Origin of the sequence: Streptomyces sp. NPDC004284 (genome assembly GCF_042874035.1) — a bacterium.
Lineage (GTDB): Bacteria > Actinomycetota > Actinomycetes > Streptomycetales > Streptomycetaceae > Streptomyces.
In genome coordinates this window covers 1-14,771 of record NZ_JBIAMJ010000031.1, presented here as the reverse complement: position 1 = coordinate 14,771, position 14,771 = coordinate 1, and the positions used below count along the sequence as shown (strand labels likewise).

19 protein-coding genes and 1 pseudogene are annotated in these 14,771 nt (G+C 72.5%); 10 read left to right on the top strand and 10 right to left on the bottom strand.

Annotated elements, in window-relative coordinates; all coding sequences use genetic code 11:
* Nucleotides 1–226 precede the first annotated feature (226 nt).
* Nucleotides 227–1,693: an NCS2 family permease gene (locus ACFYUS_RS38530; protein WP_388862878.1), complete on the top strand. Its 1,467-nt coding sequence runs from the start codon at nucleotides 227–229 to the stop codon at nucleotides 1,691–1,693.
* A gap of 43 nt (nucleotides 1,694–1,736) precedes the next feature.
* Nucleotides 1,737–2,873: an XdhC family protein gene (locus ACFYUS_RS38525; protein WP_388862876.1), complete on the top strand. Its 1,137-nt coding sequence runs from the start codon at nucleotides 1,737–1,739 to the stop codon at nucleotides 2,871–2,873.
* Nucleotides 2,874–2,879: 6 nt separating this feature from the next.
* Here ACFYUS_RS38525 and ACFYUS_RS38520 read toward each other — a convergent pair whose 3' ends face one another.
* The 3 genes from ACFYUS_RS38520 to ACFYUS_RS38510 form a co-directional block, all read right to left on the bottom strand.
* Nucleotides 2,880–3,116, bottom strand: a complete 237-nt coding sequence (locus ACFYUS_RS38520) for a hypothetical protein (RefSeq protein ID WP_388862874.1) — start codon at nucleotides 3,114–3,116, stop codon at nucleotides 2,880–2,882.
* Entirely contained in the window at nucleotides 3,113–3,748 is a 636-nt protein-coding gene (locus ACFYUS_RS38515) for a TNT domain-containing protein (RefSeq protein WP_388862904.1), read from the bottom strand. The genes ACFYUS_RS38520 and ACFYUS_RS38515 overlap by 4 nt, the downstream gene beginning before the upstream one ends.
* Before the next feature lie 164 nt (nucleotides 3,749–3,912).
* Nucleotides 3,913–4,515 carry a TetR/AcrR family transcriptional regulator gene (locus ACFYUS_RS38510; protein WP_388862872.1) on the bottom strand — a complete coding sequence of 201 codons (603 nt, stop codon included), beginning with the start codon at nucleotides 4,513–4,515 and terminating at the stop codon, nucleotides 3,913–3,915.
* A gap of 115 nt (nucleotides 4,516–4,630) precedes the next feature.
* On the opposite strand from ACFYUS_RS38510, the gene ACFYUS_RS38505 reads away from it, so the two are divergent.
* From ACFYUS_RS38505 to ACFYUS_RS38495, 3 genes and pseudogenes are all read left to right on the top strand, one after another.
* The gene (locus ACFYUS_RS38505; RefSeq protein WP_388862870.1) at nucleotides 4,631–5,782 is read left to right on the top strand and encodes an acyl-CoA dehydrogenase family protein; all 1,152 of its coding nucleotides are present in this window, start codon (nucleotides 4,631–4,633) and stop codon (nucleotides 5,780–5,782) included.
* A 65-nt stretch (nucleotides 5,783–5,847) separates the two neighbouring features.
* Nucleotides 5,848–6,108 carry an acyl carrier protein gene (locus tag ACFYUS_RS38500; protein WP_388862868.1) on the top strand — a complete coding sequence of 87 codons (261 nt, stop codon included), beginning with the start codon at nucleotides 5,848–5,850 and terminating at the stop codon, nucleotides 6,106–6,108.
* Between the two features lie 132 nt (nucleotides 6,109–6,240).
* Nucleotides 6,241–6,372 (top strand): annotated as a pseudogene (locus ACFYUS_RS38495) (CGNR zinc finger domain-containing protein); the annotation flags it as partial.
* A gap of 20 nt (nucleotides 6,373–6,392) precedes the next feature.
* On the opposite strand, the gene ACFYUS_RS38490 reads toward ACFYUS_RS38495, so the two are convergent.
* From ACFYUS_RS38490 to cynR, 3 genes are all read right to left on the bottom strand, one after another.
* Nucleotides 6,393–7,016, bottom strand: coding sequence for an ankyrin repeat domain-containing protein (locus ACFYUS_RS38490; RefSeq protein ID WP_388862866.1), 624 nt, complete (start codon nucleotides 7,014–7,016; stop codon nucleotides 6,393–6,395).
* Nucleotides 7,017–7,054: 38 nt separating this feature from the next.
* Entirely contained in the window at nucleotides 7,055–7,612 is a 558-nt protein-coding gene (locus ACFYUS_RS38485) for a heme-binding protein (protein WP_388862902.1), read from the bottom strand.
* A gap of 153 nt (nucleotides 7,613–7,765) precedes the next feature.
* On the bottom strand, nucleotides 7,766–8,698 hold the full coding sequence (cynR, locus tag ACFYUS_RS38480; protein WP_388862864.1) for a transcriptional regulator CynR: 933 nt from the start codon (nucleotides 8,696–8,698) through the stop codon (nucleotides 7,766–7,768).
* Between the two features lie 95 nt (nucleotides 8,699–8,793).
* Here cynR and ACFYUS_RS38475 point away from each other — a divergent pair, with 95 nt between their 5' ends.
* The gene (locus ACFYUS_RS38475) at nucleotides 8,794–9,390 is read left to right on the top strand and encodes a carbonic anhydrase (protein ID WP_388862862.1); all 597 of its coding nucleotides are present in this window, start codon (nucleotides 8,794–8,796) and stop codon (nucleotides 9,388–9,390) included.
* 38 nt (nucleotides 9,391–9,428) lie between these two features.
* Nucleotides 9,429–9,899 (top strand): cyanase, encoded by a 471-nt coding sequence (gene cynS, locus ACFYUS_RS38470; RefSeq protein WP_388862860.1) that lies wholly within the window; start codon nucleotides 9,429–9,431, stop codon nucleotides 9,897–9,899.
* A 7-nt stretch (nucleotides 9,900–9,906) separates the two neighbouring features.
* Here the strand turns inward: cynS and ACFYUS_RS38465 are convergent, their stop codons facing one another.
* On the bottom strand, nucleotides 9,907–10,509 hold the full coding sequence (locus ACFYUS_RS38465; RefSeq protein ID WP_388862857.1) for a TetR/AcrR family transcriptional regulator: 603 nt from the start codon (nucleotides 10,507–10,509) through the stop codon (nucleotides 9,907–9,909).
* Between the two features lie 192 nt (nucleotides 10,510–10,701).
* Between ACFYUS_RS38465 and ACFYUS_RS38460 the strand changes: the two genes are divergently transcribed.
* From ACFYUS_RS38460 to ACFYUS_RS38450, 3 genes are all read left to right on the top strand, one after another.
* Nucleotides 10,702–11,463, top strand: coding sequence for an SDR family NAD(P)-dependent oxidoreductase (locus tag ACFYUS_RS38460; RefSeq protein ID WP_388862855.1), 762 nt, complete (start codon nucleotides 10,702–10,704; stop codon nucleotides 11,461–11,463).
* Nucleotides 11,464–11,561: 98 nt separating this feature from the next.
* Nucleotides 11,562–12,269: a TetR family transcriptional regulator gene (locus tag ACFYUS_RS38455; RefSeq protein ID WP_388862853.1), complete on the top strand. Its 708-nt coding sequence runs from the start codon at nucleotides 11,562–11,564 to the stop codon at nucleotides 12,267–12,269.
* A 152-nt stretch (nucleotides 12,270–12,421) separates the two neighbouring features.
* Nucleotides 12,422–12,805, top strand: a complete 384-nt coding sequence (locus ACFYUS_RS38450; RefSeq protein ID WP_388862851.1) for a zinc ribbon domain-containing protein — start codon at nucleotides 12,422–12,424, stop codon at nucleotides 12,803–12,805.
* A 66-nt stretch (nucleotides 12,806–12,871) separates the two neighbouring features.
* Here the strand turns inward: ACFYUS_RS38450 and ACFYUS_RS38445 are convergent, their stop codons facing one another.
* The 3 genes from ACFYUS_RS38445 to ACFYUS_RS38435 all read right to left on the bottom strand — a co-directional run.
* Nucleotides 12,872–13,828 carry an electron transfer flavoprotein subunit alpha/FixB family protein gene (locus tag ACFYUS_RS38445; RefSeq protein ID WP_388862849.1) on the bottom strand — a complete coding sequence of 319 codons (957 nt, stop codon included), beginning with the start codon at nucleotides 13,826–13,828 and terminating at the stop codon, nucleotides 12,872–12,874.
* A gap of 33 nt (nucleotides 13,829–13,861) precedes the next feature.
* Nucleotides 13,862–14,647 (bottom strand): electron transfer flavoprotein subunit beta/FixA family protein, encoded by a 786-nt coding sequence (locus ACFYUS_RS38440; protein WP_388862847.1) that lies wholly within the window; start codon nucleotides 14,645–14,647, stop codon nucleotides 13,862–13,864.
* 28 nt (nucleotides 14,648–14,675) lie between these two features.
* Nucleotides 14,676–14,771, bottom strand: a 96-nt coding sequence (locus tag ACFYUS_RS38435; RefSeq protein ID WP_157849844.1) for an acyl-CoA dehydrogenase family protein, incomplete at its 5' end; no start/stop codon positions are given.

Genomic DNA, 14,771 nt, shown 5'->3' with positions numbered 1-14,771 from the left:
ACCCTCCGGGCGGTGCGCGCCTCCCAGGAACGTCACACTTCCCCGCCCGCACCGCCCGGAGCGCTCCCTCGGCGGAGTACCCGCAGTACCGCACCACCGCAGCACCCGTTCGTCTCGGGCCGTCCCCCGGGTCGTGCAGCCAACTCAATATCCCAAATCCCGCAGCTTCACGTCAGAGCTTCGAAGTCTGATGCGGGTGCCCCTTTGAACCTTGGGAGTAGGCCCCATGACCCAGTCGTCTGTGGAGCCCAAGACCACCGCGGAGGACGCGGGCTCCGGCTCGCGCAACCCCGCCGGGCGTTCTTGGCTCGACCGGTACTTTCACATCTCGGAGAGAGGATCCACCGTCGCGACGGAGATCCGCGGCGGCGTCACCACCTTCATGGCGATGGCGTACATTCTCCTGCTCAACCCCCTGATCCTCAGCGGCAAGGACGTCGACGGCCATCTGCTCGGCCAGCCGGCGCTCATCACCGCCACCGCCCTCTGCGCGGCCGCGACGACCCTGCTCATGGGCTTCTGGGGCAAGGTCCCGCTGGCCCTCGCCGCCGGTCTGAGCGTCTCCGGTGTGATGGCCTCCCAGGTCGTCCCCGTCATGACCTGGCCGCAGGCCATGGGCATGTCCGTGGCGTACGGCGCCGTGATCTGTCTCCTGGTCGTCACCGGCCTCCGCGAGATGATCATGAACGCGATCCCGCTCGCCCTGAAGCACGCCATCACCATCGGCATCGGCCTCTTCATCGCGATCATCGGCTTCGTGAAGGCCGGCTTCGTGCACGAGAACCCCGCCCCCGGCGGCGGTCCCGTCACCCTCGGCCCGGCCGGTGAGCTCCAGGGCTGGCCCGTCCTCATCTTCGCCTTCACCCTGCTGCTGATCTTCGCGCTCCAGTCCCGCAACGTCCCCGGCGCCATCCTCATCGGCATCGTCGCCGGCACCGTCGTCGCGGTCGTCCTCAACGCGGTCGCCGACATCCCGGCCAAGGCCTGGTTCTCCGGCGCCCCGGAGCTGCACGGCAGCGCGGTCTCCGCACCGGACTTCTCCCTCATCGGGAACGTGTCCTTCAGCGGCTGGGGAGACGTCGGCTACATCACGATCACCATGATCGTCTTCACCCTGGTGCTCGCCGGCTTCTTCGACGCCATGGCCACCATCCTGGGCGTCGGCACCGAGGCCAAGCTCGCCGACGACAGGGGCCGGATGCCCGGCCTCTCCAAGGCGCTCTTCATCGACGGCGCCGGCGGTATCGTCGGTGGTGTGGGCGGAGCCTCCGGGCAGACGGTCTTCGTCGAGTCCGCGACCGGCGTCGGCGAGGGCGCCCGCACGGGTCTGGCCTCCGTGGTCACCGGCGGATTCTTCGCCCTCTGCCTCTTCTTCACGCCGCTCACCGCGATCGTGCCCCAGGAGGTCGCCGCCGCGGCCCTGGTCGTCATCGGCTCGATGATGATGCAGAACGCCAAGCACGTGGACTGGAGCGACCGCGCCGTCGCGATCCCGGTCTTCCTCACCGTGGTCCTGATGCCGTTCACGTACACCATCACCACGGGTGTCGCGGCCGGTGTGATCTCCTACGTCGTGATCAAGACGGCGCAGGGCAAGGCGCGCGAGGTCGGCGGCTTCATGTGGGGCCTGACCGCGATCTTCATCGTGTACTTCGCGATCCATCCCGTCGAGAGCTGGCTCGGCGTCAGCTGACGCCGCACCGCAGCCCTCCCCACACCTTCCAAGGAGAACCCAGATGCTGGACATCGCCGAAGAGCTGCACCGGTGGGTCGAGCAGGGACGCGCCTTCGCCGTCGCCACCGTGGTGGCGGTCGGCGGCAGCGCGCCCCGGCAGCCGGGAGCCGCCCTCGCCGTCGACAGCGAGGGCGCGGCGATCGGATCGGTCTCCGGCGGGTGTGTGGAGGGCGCGGTCTACGACCTGTGCGTCCAGGCCCTCGAAGACGGCAGGACCGTCGTCGAGCGCTTCGGCTACAGCGACGAGGACGCCTTCGCGGTCGGCCTGACCTGCGGCGGCATCATCGACATACTCGTCACCCCGGTCCGCGGCGGGGTCTTCCCCGCCGCGCTGGCGGCCGCGGCGACGGGGGAGGCGGCGGCCCTGGCCCGCATCGTCTCCGGCCCCGACGAGCTGATGGGCCAGGCCCTCCTCGTCCACCCCGACGGCTCGTACGAGGGGAAGCTCGGCGGCCACCCCGAGCTGGACCGCACCGCGGCCGGCGAGGCCCGTGCGATGCTCGACGCGGGCCGCACCGGCACCGTGGAGATCGGCGAGGACGGCAGCCGCTGCGGCCAGCCGCTGACCCTCCTGGTCGAGTCCTCCGTCCCCGCCCCCCGCATGATCGTCTTCGGCGCCATCGACTTCGCCGCCGCCCTCGTCCGCGTCGGCAAGCTCCTCGGCTACCACGTCACCGTCTGCGACGCGCGGCCCGTCTTCGCGACGCGCGCCCGCTTCCCCGAGGCCGACGAGATCGTCGTCGAGTGGCCCCACCGCTACCTGGAGTCGACGGAGGTCGACGGCCGCACGGTCCTCTGCGTCCTCACCCACGACGCGAAGTTCGACGTCCCCCTCCTCCAGGCCGCCCTGAGGCTTCCCGTCGCCTACATCGGCGCGATGGGCTCCCGCCGCACCCACGAGGACCGCAACGAGCGCCTCCGCGACGTCGGCGTCACCGAACTCGAACTCGCCCGCCTGCGCTCCCCGATCGGCCTCGACCTCGGCGCGCGCACCCCCGAGGAGACCGCCCTGTCGATCGGCGCCGAGATCGTCGCCAACCGCCGCGGCGGCAGCGGCGTCTCCCTCACCGGCGCCCACACCCCCATCCACCACGACGGCCCCCGCGAACCGGACGGACGCATCGGGTCGGTGGCGTAGGGGGACTCACACGCCCAGGAGCGTCCGCAGGTGGGCGCAGGCGTCCGCCTCGGTGGCGTGCGTGGCGACCGGCTCGTGCACGCCCCGCTCGTACACGCCGGTCTCCCAGCCGTTCGCGGTCCTGCGCAGATAGACGAAGTCGGGCGGGGTGGGCGTCGGTTCGTGGACGCCTTCGATCCAGTAGTACGCGGCGGGCACCCCGGTCTCCCGGAGTGCCCGTTCCAGCGTCCGGCGGTCGGTCACGCGGGGACGCGTACCAGGTAGCCGTTGTCGAGGAGCCACTTGACGTTGAGGCGCTGGCCGTCGCCGGGGTTCAGGAAGGCGGGGTCCAGCTTGATCTGGCGGCCGCCGCCGGGCTGCTCGAACCAGGGGGCGATGGAGCCCTCCCAGACGACGAAGCTCCGGGTCACCTCGTACAGGTGGTAGTCGCAGGGGAAGGCGGCGTCACGGGTGTTGAGGTTCTGCGGGGGCAGCGCCCGCTTGGCGTAGTCGTCGCCGGCCGGGGCGAGGTAGGAGCCGTACTCCGAGCCGAAGCGGTCCAGGCGCTCGCCCTCCGCCAGGAGTTCCGGGGCCTTGTCGACGGTGCCGTTGACCTCGGCGAAGCCGTCGTTCGGCGGGTACTTCCAGCTGCCCGTGTCGGCCGGGCCCTCCCAGTACTTCTTGAGGAAGTCGGCGGAGGAGAGCCGCCCGGTCCGGTGGTAGCGATTGAGGAGGGGGCCGACCGGTTCCTGCCACTTCTTCGGCAGGAACTTCGGGCCGAGCCGCTTGTCGCCCTCGAACTCCCCGGTGCAGGGGGCCGGGGGAGCGGCGACGGGCTTCTCGGCGGGGGCGGCCTGCGCCGCGGGGGCCGCGGCGAGGGCGGCGGTGACGCCCATGGCGGCGAGGACGGCACGGATCCTGAGGACGGTACGGCTGCGCTCCACGCGGAGGCTCCCTGGGGTGGGGTGGAGTGGTCAGTGGCGCCGCACAGAGTAGTGGATCACCTGCGCAGGGTGATCGAACGCGGGGCGGAAACCGGCCATTCGGACCTGTCGGGGGCTCAGGCCTTCCGGAGGCCGCTGAGCAGCAGTTCGGCCAGCTGGTCGTACGCCTCGGCGTCGGCGAGACCGGTCGCCGCGGCCACCTGGCGGCGCTGGATGCGGACCATCACCGAGGAGATGACGTCGGCCGCGAAGGTCACGTGCACCTCGCGGAACACCCCGGCCCGCACGCCCTCCTCGATGAGCTGCTGCACCCGGCCGGCCGCCGCGCGCGTGTTCCGCTCGTACACCTCCGCCGCCGGCTCGAAGGCCGCGACGTCGTCGAAGAACTGCGGTGAGACGGGAGCCAGCTCGGCCGAAACCGCCCGCAGATAGGCGGCGAGCCGCTCGCCCGGATCGCTCGCGGCGGCGAGGACCGCCTCGACGCGGGCCGTGGCGCGCCGGAAGAAGTGCACGACCGCCGCCCGCACCAGCTGCTCCTTGCTGCCGGCCAGGCCGTACAGGGTCCGCTTCGAGCAGCGCAGCCGCGCGGCGAGGTCGTCGAGCGTCAGCCGGGCGAAGCCCTCGCCGACGAGGAGGGCGACGAGCTCCTCGAAGAGGGCGGAGCGGCGCGCCGCTCCGCGACCCGTCAGCTTGGGGGCGTCGGCCGAGGTCTCGATCACTCCGCCAGTATTCCAGGCCGCCGTTCGAGGGGGTTACTACGGAACCCTTCTGCGCTACGCTAACCGGTACTGCAGTACCTTCCCCAGTACCACTTTGCGCGCCGCTGGAGTCGCCATGGATGTCGACCGCCTGCTTCCCACCCCCGAGGCAGCGGACCTCATCGCCCTCACCCGGGAGATCGCCGACAAGGAGCTCTCTCCGCGGGTGAACGAGCACGAGGCCGCCGAGACCTATCCCGAAGGGCTCTTCGCCACCCTCGGCGAGGCCGGGCTCCTCGGCCTCCCGTACCCCGAGGAGTACGGCGGCGGAGGCCAGCCCTACGAGGTCTACCTCCAGGTCCTGGAGGAGCTCGCCGCGCGCTGGGCCGCCGTCGGCGTCGCCACCAGCGTCCACACCCTCGCCTGCCACCCCCTGCACACCTTCGGCACCCCGGAGCAGAAGGAGCGCTGGCTGCCCGCGATGCTGGAGGGCCGGACCATCGGCGGCTACAGCCTCTCCGAGCCGCAGGCCGGCTCCGACGCCGCCGCCCTCACCTGCAAGGCCGAGCGCCAGGAGGACGGCAGCGGGTACCGGGTCACCGGCACCAAGGCCTGGATCACCCACGGCGGCAAGGCCGACTTCTACGCCCTCTTCGCCCGCACCGCCCCCGGCAGCCACGGCATCTCCTGCTTCCTCGCCCCCGGCGCCACCGAGGGCCTCTCGTTCGGCGCCCCCGAGCGCAAGATGGGCCTCCAGGCCGTGCCGACGACCGCCGCGTACTGGGACGGCGCCCTCATCGAGGAGGACCGGCGCATCGGCGACGAGGGCCAGGGCCTCCAGATCGCCTTCAGCGCCCTCGACAGCGGCCGCCTCGGCATCGCCGCCTGCGCCACCGGCCTCGCCCAGGCAGCCCTCGACGCCGCCGTCGCGTACGCCAACGAGCGCACCACCTTCGGCCGCCGGCTCGTCGACCACCAGGGCCTCGGCTTCCTCCTCGCCGACATGGCCGCCGCCGTCGACGCCGCCCGCGCCACCTACCTGGACGCGGCCCGCCGCCGCGACCTCGGCCGCCCCTTCAGCCGCCAGGCCAGCGCGGCCAAGCTCATCGCCACCGACACGGCGATGCGGGTCACCACGGACGCGGTCCAGGTCTTCGGCGGCTACGGCTACACGCGGGACTTCCCGGTCGAGCGCTACATGCGCGAGGCGAAGATCATGCAGATCTTCGAGGGCACGAACCAGATCCAGCGGCTCGTCATCAGCCGGGGGCTCGCCCGGCCCGCGTGACGCGTACGGGTGATCGTCTCGCCGTGCGCGGCTCGTGGGGGCCACGCGTCCCTACGCTGCCGTGCATGGCAGAGATCACTTACGAAACGGCGCTCAGCGCCGTACAGCGGGCCGTCGCCGACCGGCTCCAGATCCCGGTGGCCGACCTCACCCCCGGCCAGTCCCTCGCCGAGCTCGGACTTGATTCGATCGGTGCCGTGGAGCTCCTGGCACGGCTGGAGAGCGGCCTGGGCGTCGACCTCTCCGAGCGGGCCGACGCACTCGCCGAGGGCACGGTCGAGGCCCTCGCCCGTGCGGCCGTCTCCACGGAGCCGGCCGACGCCTGACCCCGATCCGTTGTCCCCTCCGCCCCCGGCCGCAGCTCGGCGCCGGGGGCGGAGGCGCGTGGCGGCGGCGAGCAGCGCCGTCGCCGCCGCACTCCTGGAGTACGGGGAGACGGGGCCCATCGAGCTCGGGGCCGGCAGCGGCCGCCCGGCAGGACCTGTGCCTCCGGCGGCTGCCGGAACGTCTTCGTCGCGCAGGGCGGCGGGCCGGAGCGCCGCTACCGCTCCCGCCGCTGTGCCACCCGCGAGCGCGTCGCCGCCCACCGGGGCCGGCTCTCCGCCGGGGGTCAGGCGGCTCCGTGGAGGACCCGGCGGGACCCGGCCTCTCGGAGCAGGGCGGCGATCTCCGTCAGGCCGTGGCGTTCGGCGTGGTGGAGGGCCGTGCGGCCGTACGGGTCGGGGAGTCCGGGGTCGGCGCCCGAGGCGAGGAGGAGGGCGACGACCTTCTGGTGGGCGGTGCCGCCGTCGCCGAGGATGACGGCCTCCAGGAGGGCGGTCCAGCCGAGCCGGTTGACGTGGTCGACGTCGATCGCGGTCTCGTGGAGCACGGCGCGGACGTACGGCACGTGGCCGCGTTCCGCGGCGGGGATCAGCGCGGTGCCGCCGTAACGGTTGGTCAGCCTCAGGTCGGGGCCCGCCGGGAGCAGGGCCCGCATCATGGCGACGCTGCCCGTGACGCCGGTGACCAGCCACGGGCTGTCGGATCGGTCGTCCTGGGCGTTCGGGTCGGCGCCCGCGGCGAGGAGCTCCCGTGCGGCGGGCACGTGGTCGCGCAGCGCCGCCCGGAGCAGCGGGGTGCGGCGGTGACGGTCACGGACGTCGACGCGGGCGCCCGCGTCGAGGGCCGCGCGTACGGCGACGGTGTCACCGTGCGCGGCGGCCGCCAGAAGGGTGTGATCGAGCGCGTTCATGGCGGGTTTCCTCGTACGCGGGCGCCGGGCCGGGGGACTTACTTGCCGAGCGTGGCGGCGCCGGCCTGGGCGAACTTCTCGTCGAGGTCGCCCGAGGGGGCGCCGGCGACGCCGATGCCCGCGATCGGGGCGCCCTTGGCGGTGACCGGGGCGCCGCCGGCGAGGAAGAGGGTGCCGGGGATGTCCTTCAGGGTCGGCGCGTTGGTGAGGCGCTTGGCCAGCTCGGAGGTCGGGGCGTTCCAGGAGACCGCCGTGTACGCCTTCTTCACGGCCGACTCGTAGGACTGCGGGCCCGCGCCGTCGCCGCGCAGGGTGACGATCGTGTTGCCGTTGCGGTCGACGACCGCGACGGACACCCGCTGGTTCTCCTTCTCCGCGGCGTCCAGGGTCGCCCGCGCGGCCTTCGTGGCCGCCTCGATGGTGAGGTGCGTGGACCGCGTCGTGTTCTTGTTCTTGGCGTCGGCCTTGGCGACGGTGGCGGTCGCCGTGTCCTCGCCGGTGGCGCTCGCGGAGTAGGCCCCGAAGCCGCCGAGGGCGAGGGCGGCGACGAGCGCGCCACCGGTCACGACACGGGTGCGCGAGGAGGCCTTCTTCACGTGCTTCATGGGATCTGCTCCAGTGAACTCGGGGAACCGCGGGGGCCGCCGGGGAAGCCGTGGCCCGCTCTGCTCTCCATCCTGGGGGCGTACCCCGCCGCCGTCCGTCGTCGTCCCGGCTGCACCCGGCGCCCCGGGCGGTCGACCCCGGGGTCATCCGATCGGTTGACCCCGTGTCTCCTCTCCCCGTGAAGTCCCCCGTGAAGTTCCCCATGAAGCGGCCAGTTCGGTGAAGGCGCCGGCCGCCGCGCTGCGGTAGCCGGCCGTGCGCCGGAGGAGCGCCACCGCGCGGGACGGCAGCGCGGGGGAGAGCGGCACCGGGCTCAGCCAGGGATGGTCCCGGGTGACGGCGTCCGGCAGGACGGTGGCCAGCGCGGTGCGCCGGACGATCTCCGTGAGGGCGGTCACCGAGTCGGCCTCCACCGCGATCGTCGGCCGGACCCGGTGCTCGGAGACGTACGCGTCGATGTGCAGGCGGGTGGCGAAGTCCCTGTCGAGGAGCGCGAGGTGATGGTCGTTCAGTTCCTCCGCCCGTACCGGATCCGTCCTCGCCGCGAAGGGGTGGCCGGGGCCGACCACGAGGCCGAGGGTCTCGGTGAACAGCTCCGTGGCCTCGACGCCCGGAAGGTGCTCGCCGCGGAAGGCGATGCCGAGGTCGAGCCGGTCGGCGAGGAGTTCGGCCTCGATGCGGTCCTGCGGCAGCTCCCGCACCTCCACGCTGATGCCCGGATGGCGGGTGTGGAAGCCGGCGACCAGGGGGCCGGTGAGGTACGCGGTGAAGGTGGGGGTGACGGCGAGCCGGAGGTGGCCCCGGGACAGGTCGTGCACGTCGAGCACCGCCCGCTCGCCCGCCGCCAGGTCCCGCAGGGCCCGCCGGGCGTAGCGCGCGTACGTCTCCCCGGCGTCCGTGAGGCGCACGGTGCGGCCGCTGCGGTCCAGGAGCTGCGCCCCGAGGGCCTTCTCCAGCTGCTTGATCTGCTGGGACAGCGTGGGCTGGGCGATGCGGAGCTCTTCGGCGGCGCGGGTGAAGTTGGCATGCTCGGCGACGGCGAGCAGATAGCGGAGATGACGGAGTTCCGGCTGCATGCGGCCGAGTGTAGACGCGGCCATAGATCGCATCTATCACTTATATCGACAGCAGGTCTTGGACGCTATAGGTCCTGGTCGTGCACGGTAGGGACATGCCTCACTTCGCCGAGGGAATCGCCCGCTTCCAGCGGGAGGTCTTCCCTGCCAAGGCCGGCCTCTTCGCCCGCCTGGCCACCGCCCACCGGCCCGGCACGCTGTTCATCGGCTGCTCGGACGCCCGTGTCGTACCGGAGCTGATCACCCAGACCGATCCGGGTGAGCTCTTCGTCATCCGCACCGCCGGCAACCTCGTCCCCGCCCACACCCCGGGCACCGACGGAGTCACCGCCGCGGTCGAGTACGCCGTCACCGTCCTGGGCGTGCGGGACATCGTCGTCTGCGGGCACTCCGCCTGCGGCGCGATGACCGCGCTCGCCGAGGGCCACGACCTGAGCGCCGCGCCCGCCGTCGCCGCCTGGCTGCGGCACGCCGACGCCTCCCTCGCCCGCGCCGCCGCCGGCGGAACGGTCGACGTGGCCGCCCTGGTCCGGGAGAACGTCGCCGCGCAACTGGCCAACCTCGCCACCCACCCGTCGGTGGCCCGCGCCCTGGCCGCGGGCGAAGTACGGCTGCACGGCTGGGTCTTCGACATCGCCGACGGCACCGTCGAGGAACTCCCCGTCACCGCGAGCCCCGTGCTCGCCGCCTGATCCCCCCTCGAACCCCCCTCAGGAAGGACGTACCTCCCATGGTGCACGCCCAGTTCGACCCCACCGCCCGCCGCGCCCTCGCGATCGCCGCCGTCGACGCCAAGATCCGCAAGGACCTGAGCTGGCAGCGGATCGCGGACGCCGCCGGCCTCTCCGTCGCCTTCACCACCGCCGCCGTCCTCGGCCAGCACGCCCTGCCGGAGGACTCCGCGAAGGCCGTCGCCGAGCTCCTCGACCTCGACGAGGACGCGGTGCGCCTGCTGCGCACGATCCCCACCCGCGGCTCCCTCGACGGCACCGTTCCCACCGACCCGACCATCTACCGCTTCTACGAGATGCTCCAGGTCTACGGCACCACGCTCAAGGAGCTCGTCCACGAGCAGTTCGGCGACGGCATCATCTCCGCGATCAACTTCAAGCTGGACGTGAAGAAGGTCGCCGACCCCGAGGGCGGCGAGCGCGCCGTCATCACCCTGGACGGCAAGTACCTGCCGACCAAGCCGTTCTGACGGTAGGTCAGGCGGTGGCCTCGGCGCCGAGCAGGGCCAGGGAATCGGTCCACAGGGCGTCGAGGCGGCCCGGGTCGTCGTACAGCTTGGCGAAGAGGACCCGGCCCTCCAGCTGGGCGACCAGGGCCCGCGCGGCCGCGCCGGGGTCGGCGACCGTGACCTCGCCGCGCGCGCGGGCCTCCGCGACGGTCCCCGCGACGAGGGCCACCTGCTCGTCGAAGATCTCCCGCAGCCGCTCGCGGACGCCCTCCGTCCGGGTGCTCAGCTCCAGGGCCAGGTTTCCGAGGAGGCAGCCCGTGACCGTGCCGCAGCTCTCCCGGCCCGTCCGCAGCTCGCCCTCCGTGGACTCGTACAGCCGCCGCAGCCGCCGCAGCGGAGGGACGTCGTCGCCGAGCGCGCGCGTCCACTCCGCACGCTGCCCGGCCCAGTGCTCCTCGACGACGGCGAGGGCGAGCTCCTCCTTCGACGCGAAGAAGTAGTAGAAGCTGCCCTTCGGCACACCGGCCGTCGCGCAGATCTCGGCCACGCCCAGGGCGGAGTAGCCGCGCGACAGCATGAGCGTCCGCGCGGCGGTCAGGATGCGCTCGCGCGCGTCACTCGTTCGCCCCACGGCGAGAGTGTACGACCGGTCGACTACTTCCTCCCCGTCCGTGCTCGGCCTCCGCTTCCGGGGGCGCCGCACACGGTTCTATGGTGGGCGGCGCAGATCGCGCGGACCGCGCGGTCCCCCGCGGGCACGCGCCCGATCCGGCGGCCAACCCGGCGGCAGGGTCGTCCCCGCACGACACGAACGAGGAGTTCCATGGACATCGCCGGCTCCGCCGCTCTCGTCACCGGCGCCGCATCCGGCCTCGGCGCCGCCACCGCCGCCGCGCTCGCCGCCCGCGGCGCCACCGTCTACGGCCTGGACCTGGACAAGGCCGTGGCCGCCGCCGGGCCGCTGCCCGAGGGCGTCCGGCTGCTCGCCGCGGACGTCACCGACGAGGACCAGGTCCGCGAGGCGCTCGCCGCGATCGACGCCGACGGCGCCGAGCTGCGGCTCGCCGTGAACTGCGCCGGCATCGCCCCCTCCGCCCGTGTCCTGGGCCGCAAGGGACCGCACGACCTCGACCTGTTCCGTACGGTGCTCAACGTCAACCTGCTCGGCACCTTCAACGTGATGCGGCTCGCCGCCGAGGCCATCGCCCGCCACGAGCCCGACGAGCACGGACAGCGCGGCCTCGTCGTCAACACCGCCTCGATCGCCGCCTTCGAGGGCCAGGTCGGACAGATCGCGTACGCCGCCTCCAAGGCGGGCGTCGCCGGGATGACCATCACCGCCGCCCGTGACCTGGCGCAGTTCGGCATCCGGGTCGTCACCATCGCCCCCGGCATCGTCGACACCCCGATGATGGCCGGCTTCGGCGAGGACGTCCGGGCCGGTCTCGCCGCGAGCGTCACCTTCCCGCAGCGCCTCGCGCGCCCGGAGGAGTACGCCCGCCTGGTGACGATGATCGCCGAGCACGACTACCTCAACGGCGAGACGATCCGGATGGACGGCGCGCTGCGGATGGCGCCCCGCTGAGTCCCGCTGAGTCGCCGTACCCCCGCGACAGCACTCGGTGTCGGAAGTATCCGGCACCGAGTGCCGCACCGATGCGCCGTGAATGTTAAGTTCGGGCCATGGGAACAGCCTCGACGAACTCCACGAAGCCCGCGATGCGGGACTCCCTCATCGCCGCGGCCTTCCAGCTCTTCCTGGAGCGGGGCTACGAACAGACCACCGTGGACGACATCGTCACGCTCGCGGGCGTCGGCCGGCGGTCCTTCTTCCGGTACTTCCCGTCGAAGGAGGACGTGGTCTTCCCCGACCACGAGCAGTGCCTCGCCGACATGACCCGCTTCCTCGCCGCGAGCGCCGACTCCGACGACCCGGTCGTCCGCGTCTGCGACGCCGCCCGGCTCGTCATGCGGATGTACGCCGAGAACCCCACCTTCTCCGTGCAGCGCTACCGCCTCACCCGCGAGGTGACCGGGCTGCGCACGTACGAGCTGTCGGTGGTCTGGCGGTACGAGAAGACCCTCGGCGACTACCTGCGCACCCGCTGGGCCGACCGCAGGGACGGCACCCTGCGCGCCAACGTCGTCGCGGCGGCCGTGGTCGCCGCCCACAACCACGCCCTGCGGCACTGGCTGCGTTCGGGCGGCGAGGGCGACCCGCTGGCCGAGGTCGACGGGGCCCTGGAGTTCGTGCGCGCCACCTGGGCCACCGGCCAGACCGCGGAGGCGCCGGCCGAGGAGACCGAGGACGTCGTCGTGGTGATCACCAAGCGGTCCACCCCCATGTGGCGCGTGGTGCGCGAGGTGGAGTCGAGCCTCGGAGAGGGCTGAGGGGCCGCTGGGGGACCACCGAGGGATCACCGAGAGCCTCCAGGGTTCTCAGTATCTCTAATTGAGGGAACTCAGGTCTTTATTTGATGGCACTCAGTGCCATATCTTTGCTCCATGCACGGTCGAGCCGCCGAGTGCAAGGAGAAGGCATCGTGTTCCACACGGGACTGAGGAGCGGGGCAGCCGTCCAGGCCGACGAGTCGGCCCCCGACTCCGAGCTGTACTTCCAGCGCTGCCGCTGGTGCCACACCACCACGTTCCAGCGCCTGCTCTGTCCGACCTGCGGGTCGACCGACCTGGCGCCCGAACTCAGCGGCGGCGAGGGCGTGATATCCGTACGCCGCGGGGTCGCAGCCGCCGATGCCGACCTCTGGCCGGTCCACATGACCGAGGGCTTCGTCGTCCGCTGCCGCGTCGACGGACCGCTGCACGCCGTGCGCCCCGGGGTCCGGGTCAAGGTCTCCGGAACCGCGGTCTCCGGGCGCAGGCCGGTCGTCCGGCTCTGCGAGGAGGTCCCGCTCGACGGCTGGTACTGAGCGTTCGTGCGACGAAGGGGCGGGTGGCACAGAGTGCCACCCGCCCCTTCGTGTGCTTCCGGTGGGTCAGCGCGCGGCGATCTCGTCCGTCAGCTGCGGCAGCACCTCGAAGAGGTCGCCGACCACGCCGTAGTCGACGAGGTCGAAGATCGGGGCCTCGGGGTCCTTGTTGACCGCGACGATCGTCTTCGACGTCTGCATGCCGGCCCGGTGCTGGATCGCGCCGGAGATGCCGGCCGCCACGTACAGCTGCGGCGAGACCTGCTTGCCGGTCTGGCCGACCTGGTTGGAGTGCGGGTACCAGCCGGCGTCCACGGCGGCGCGGGAGGCGCCGACGGCCGCGCCGAGCGAGTCGGCCAGCTTCTCGACGACCGCGAAGCCCTCGGCCGCGCCGACGCCGCGGCCGCCGGAGACCACGATCGCGGACTCGGTCAGCTCGGGGCGGCCGGTGGAGACGCGCGGGGTGCGCGAGACGACCTTGGCGGCGTTGCCGGTGAAGGCGACGGTGACGTTCTCGACCGTGCCGGCGGCCGGGGCGGCCTCCGGGGCGGCGGAGTTCGGCTTGACGGTGATGACCGGGACGCCGTGCGAGACGGTCGACTTCACCTGGTACGAGGCGGCGAAGACGGACTGGGTGGCGACCGGGCCGTTCTCGCCGGCCTCCAGCTCCACCGCGTCGGTGATCAGGCCGGAGCCGAGGCGGAGCGCGACGCGGGCCGCGATCTCCTTGCCCTCGCCGGAGGAGGTCACCAGGACGGCGGCCACCCCCTTGTCCTTCGCGATCTGGGTGAGCGCGTCGACCTTCGGGACGACGAGCTGCTCGGCGAACTCGGCGCCGTCCGCGACGTACACGGTGGCCGCGCCGTACTCGCCGGCCGTGGCGGCGATCGAGGCGGCGGCCTCGCCGGCGCCGAGGACGACCGCCGTCGGCTCGCCGATGCGGCGGGCCAGGGTCAGCAGTTCGAGGGCCGGCTTGCGGACCGCACCGTCGGCGTGGTCCACGAGAACCAGGATCTCAGCCATGATTCCTTGCTCCTGAGGTGGGGTGACGGTGGGTCAGATGAACTTCTGGGTGGCGAGGAACGCGGCGAGCTGCTTGCCGCCGTCACCCTCGTCCGTGACGATCGTGCCCTGCGTACGGGCCGGGCGGGCGGCCGCCGAGTCGACCAGGGTCCAGGACCCGGCGAGGCCGACCTCGTCCGCGTCGATGTCCAGGTCGTCCAGGTCCAGCTCCTGGACCGGCTTCTTCTTGGCGGCCATGATCCCCTTGAAGGAGGGGTAACGGGCCTCGCCGGACTGGTCGGTGACCGAGACGACGGCCGGCAGCGGGGCCTCCAGGTGCTCGGTGGCGGCGTCGCCGTCACGGCGGCCCTTCACGAGGCCGTCCTCGACGGAGACCTCGGAGAGCAGGGTGACCTGCGGGACGCCCAGGCGCTCGGCGAGCAGCGCGGGCAGGACGCCCATCGTGCCGTCGGTCGAGGCCATGCCGCAGACGACCAGGTCGAATCCGGTCTTCTCCAGGGCCTTGGCCAGGATCGCGGAGGTGGCGATGACGTCCGAGCCGTGGATGTCCTCGTCGTTGACGTGGACGGCCTTGTCGGCGCCCATCGACAGCGCCTTGCGCAGGGCGTCCTTGGCGTCGTCCGGGCCGACCGTCACGACGGTGACCTCGGCGTCGTCGGACTCCTCCGAGATGCGGAGCGCCTGCTCGACCGCGTACTCGTCGAGCTCCGACAGCAGACCGTCCACGGCCTCGCGGTCGGTCGTCAGGTCGTCGGCGAAACCGCGGTCGCCGGTCGCGTCGGGGACGTACTTCACACAGACAGCGATCTTCAGGGTCACGGCCTGTCTCCTTTCGAGAGGCTGGTGGTTACGGGAGGTTGCGGGCCATGACGATGCGCTGGACCTGGTTGGTGCCCTCGTAGATCTGGGTGATCTTGGCGTCGCGCATCATGCGCTCGACGGG

What these genes read in the sequence shown, in the direction of transcription:
- ACFYUS_RS38530 (WP_388862878.1), top strand. Translation starts at nt 227, where the DNA reads ATGACCCAGTCGTCTGTGGAGCCCAAGACCACCGCGGAGGACGCGGGC.
- ACFYUS_RS38525 (WP_388862876.1), top strand. Translation starts at nt 1,737, where the DNA reads ATGCTGGACATCGCCGAAGAGCTGCACCGGTGGGTCGAGCAGGGACGC.
- ACFYUS_RS38515 (WP_388862904.1), bottom strand. Translation starts at nt 3,748, where the DNA reads ATGGGCGTCACCGCCGCCCTCGCCGCGGCCCCCGCGGCGCAGGCCGCC.
- ACFYUS_RS38505 (WP_388862870.1), top strand. Translation starts at nt 4,631, where the DNA reads ATGGATGTCGACCGCCTGCTTCCCACCCCCGAGGCAGCGGACCTCATC.
- ACFYUS_RS38500 (WP_388862868.1), top strand. Translation starts at nt 5,848, where the DNA reads ATGGCAGAGATCACTTACGAAACGGCGCTCAGCGCCGTACAGCGGGCC.
- ACFYUS_RS38490 (WP_388862866.1), bottom strand. Translation starts at nt 7,016, where the DNA reads ATGAACGCGCTCGATCACACCCTTCTGGCGGCCGCCGCGCACGGTGAC.
- cynR (WP_388862864.1), bottom strand. Translation starts at nt 8,698, where the DNA reads ATGCAGCCGGAACTCCGTCATCTCCGCTATCTGCTCGCCGTCGCCGAG.
- ACFYUS_RS38475 (WP_388862862.1), top strand. Translation starts at nt 8,794, where the DNA reads ATGCCTCACTTCGCCGAGGGAATCGCCCGCTTCCAGCGGGAGGTCTTC.
- cynS (WP_388862860.1), top strand. Translation starts at nt 9,429, where the DNA reads ATGGTGCACGCCCAGTTCGACCCCACCGCCCGCCGCGCCCTCGCGATC.
- ACFYUS_RS38460 (WP_388862855.1), top strand. Translation starts at nt 10,702, where the DNA reads ATGGACATCGCCGGCTCCGCCGCTCTCGTCACCGGCGCCGCATCCGGC.
- ACFYUS_RS38455 (WP_388862853.1), top strand. Translation starts at nt 11,562, where the DNA reads ATGGGAACAGCCTCGACGAACTCCACGAAGCCCGCGATGCGGGACTCC.
- ACFYUS_RS38445 (WP_388862849.1), bottom strand. Translation starts at nt 13,828, where the DNA reads ATGGCTGAGATCCTGGTTCTCGTGGACCACGCCGACGGTGCGGTCCGC.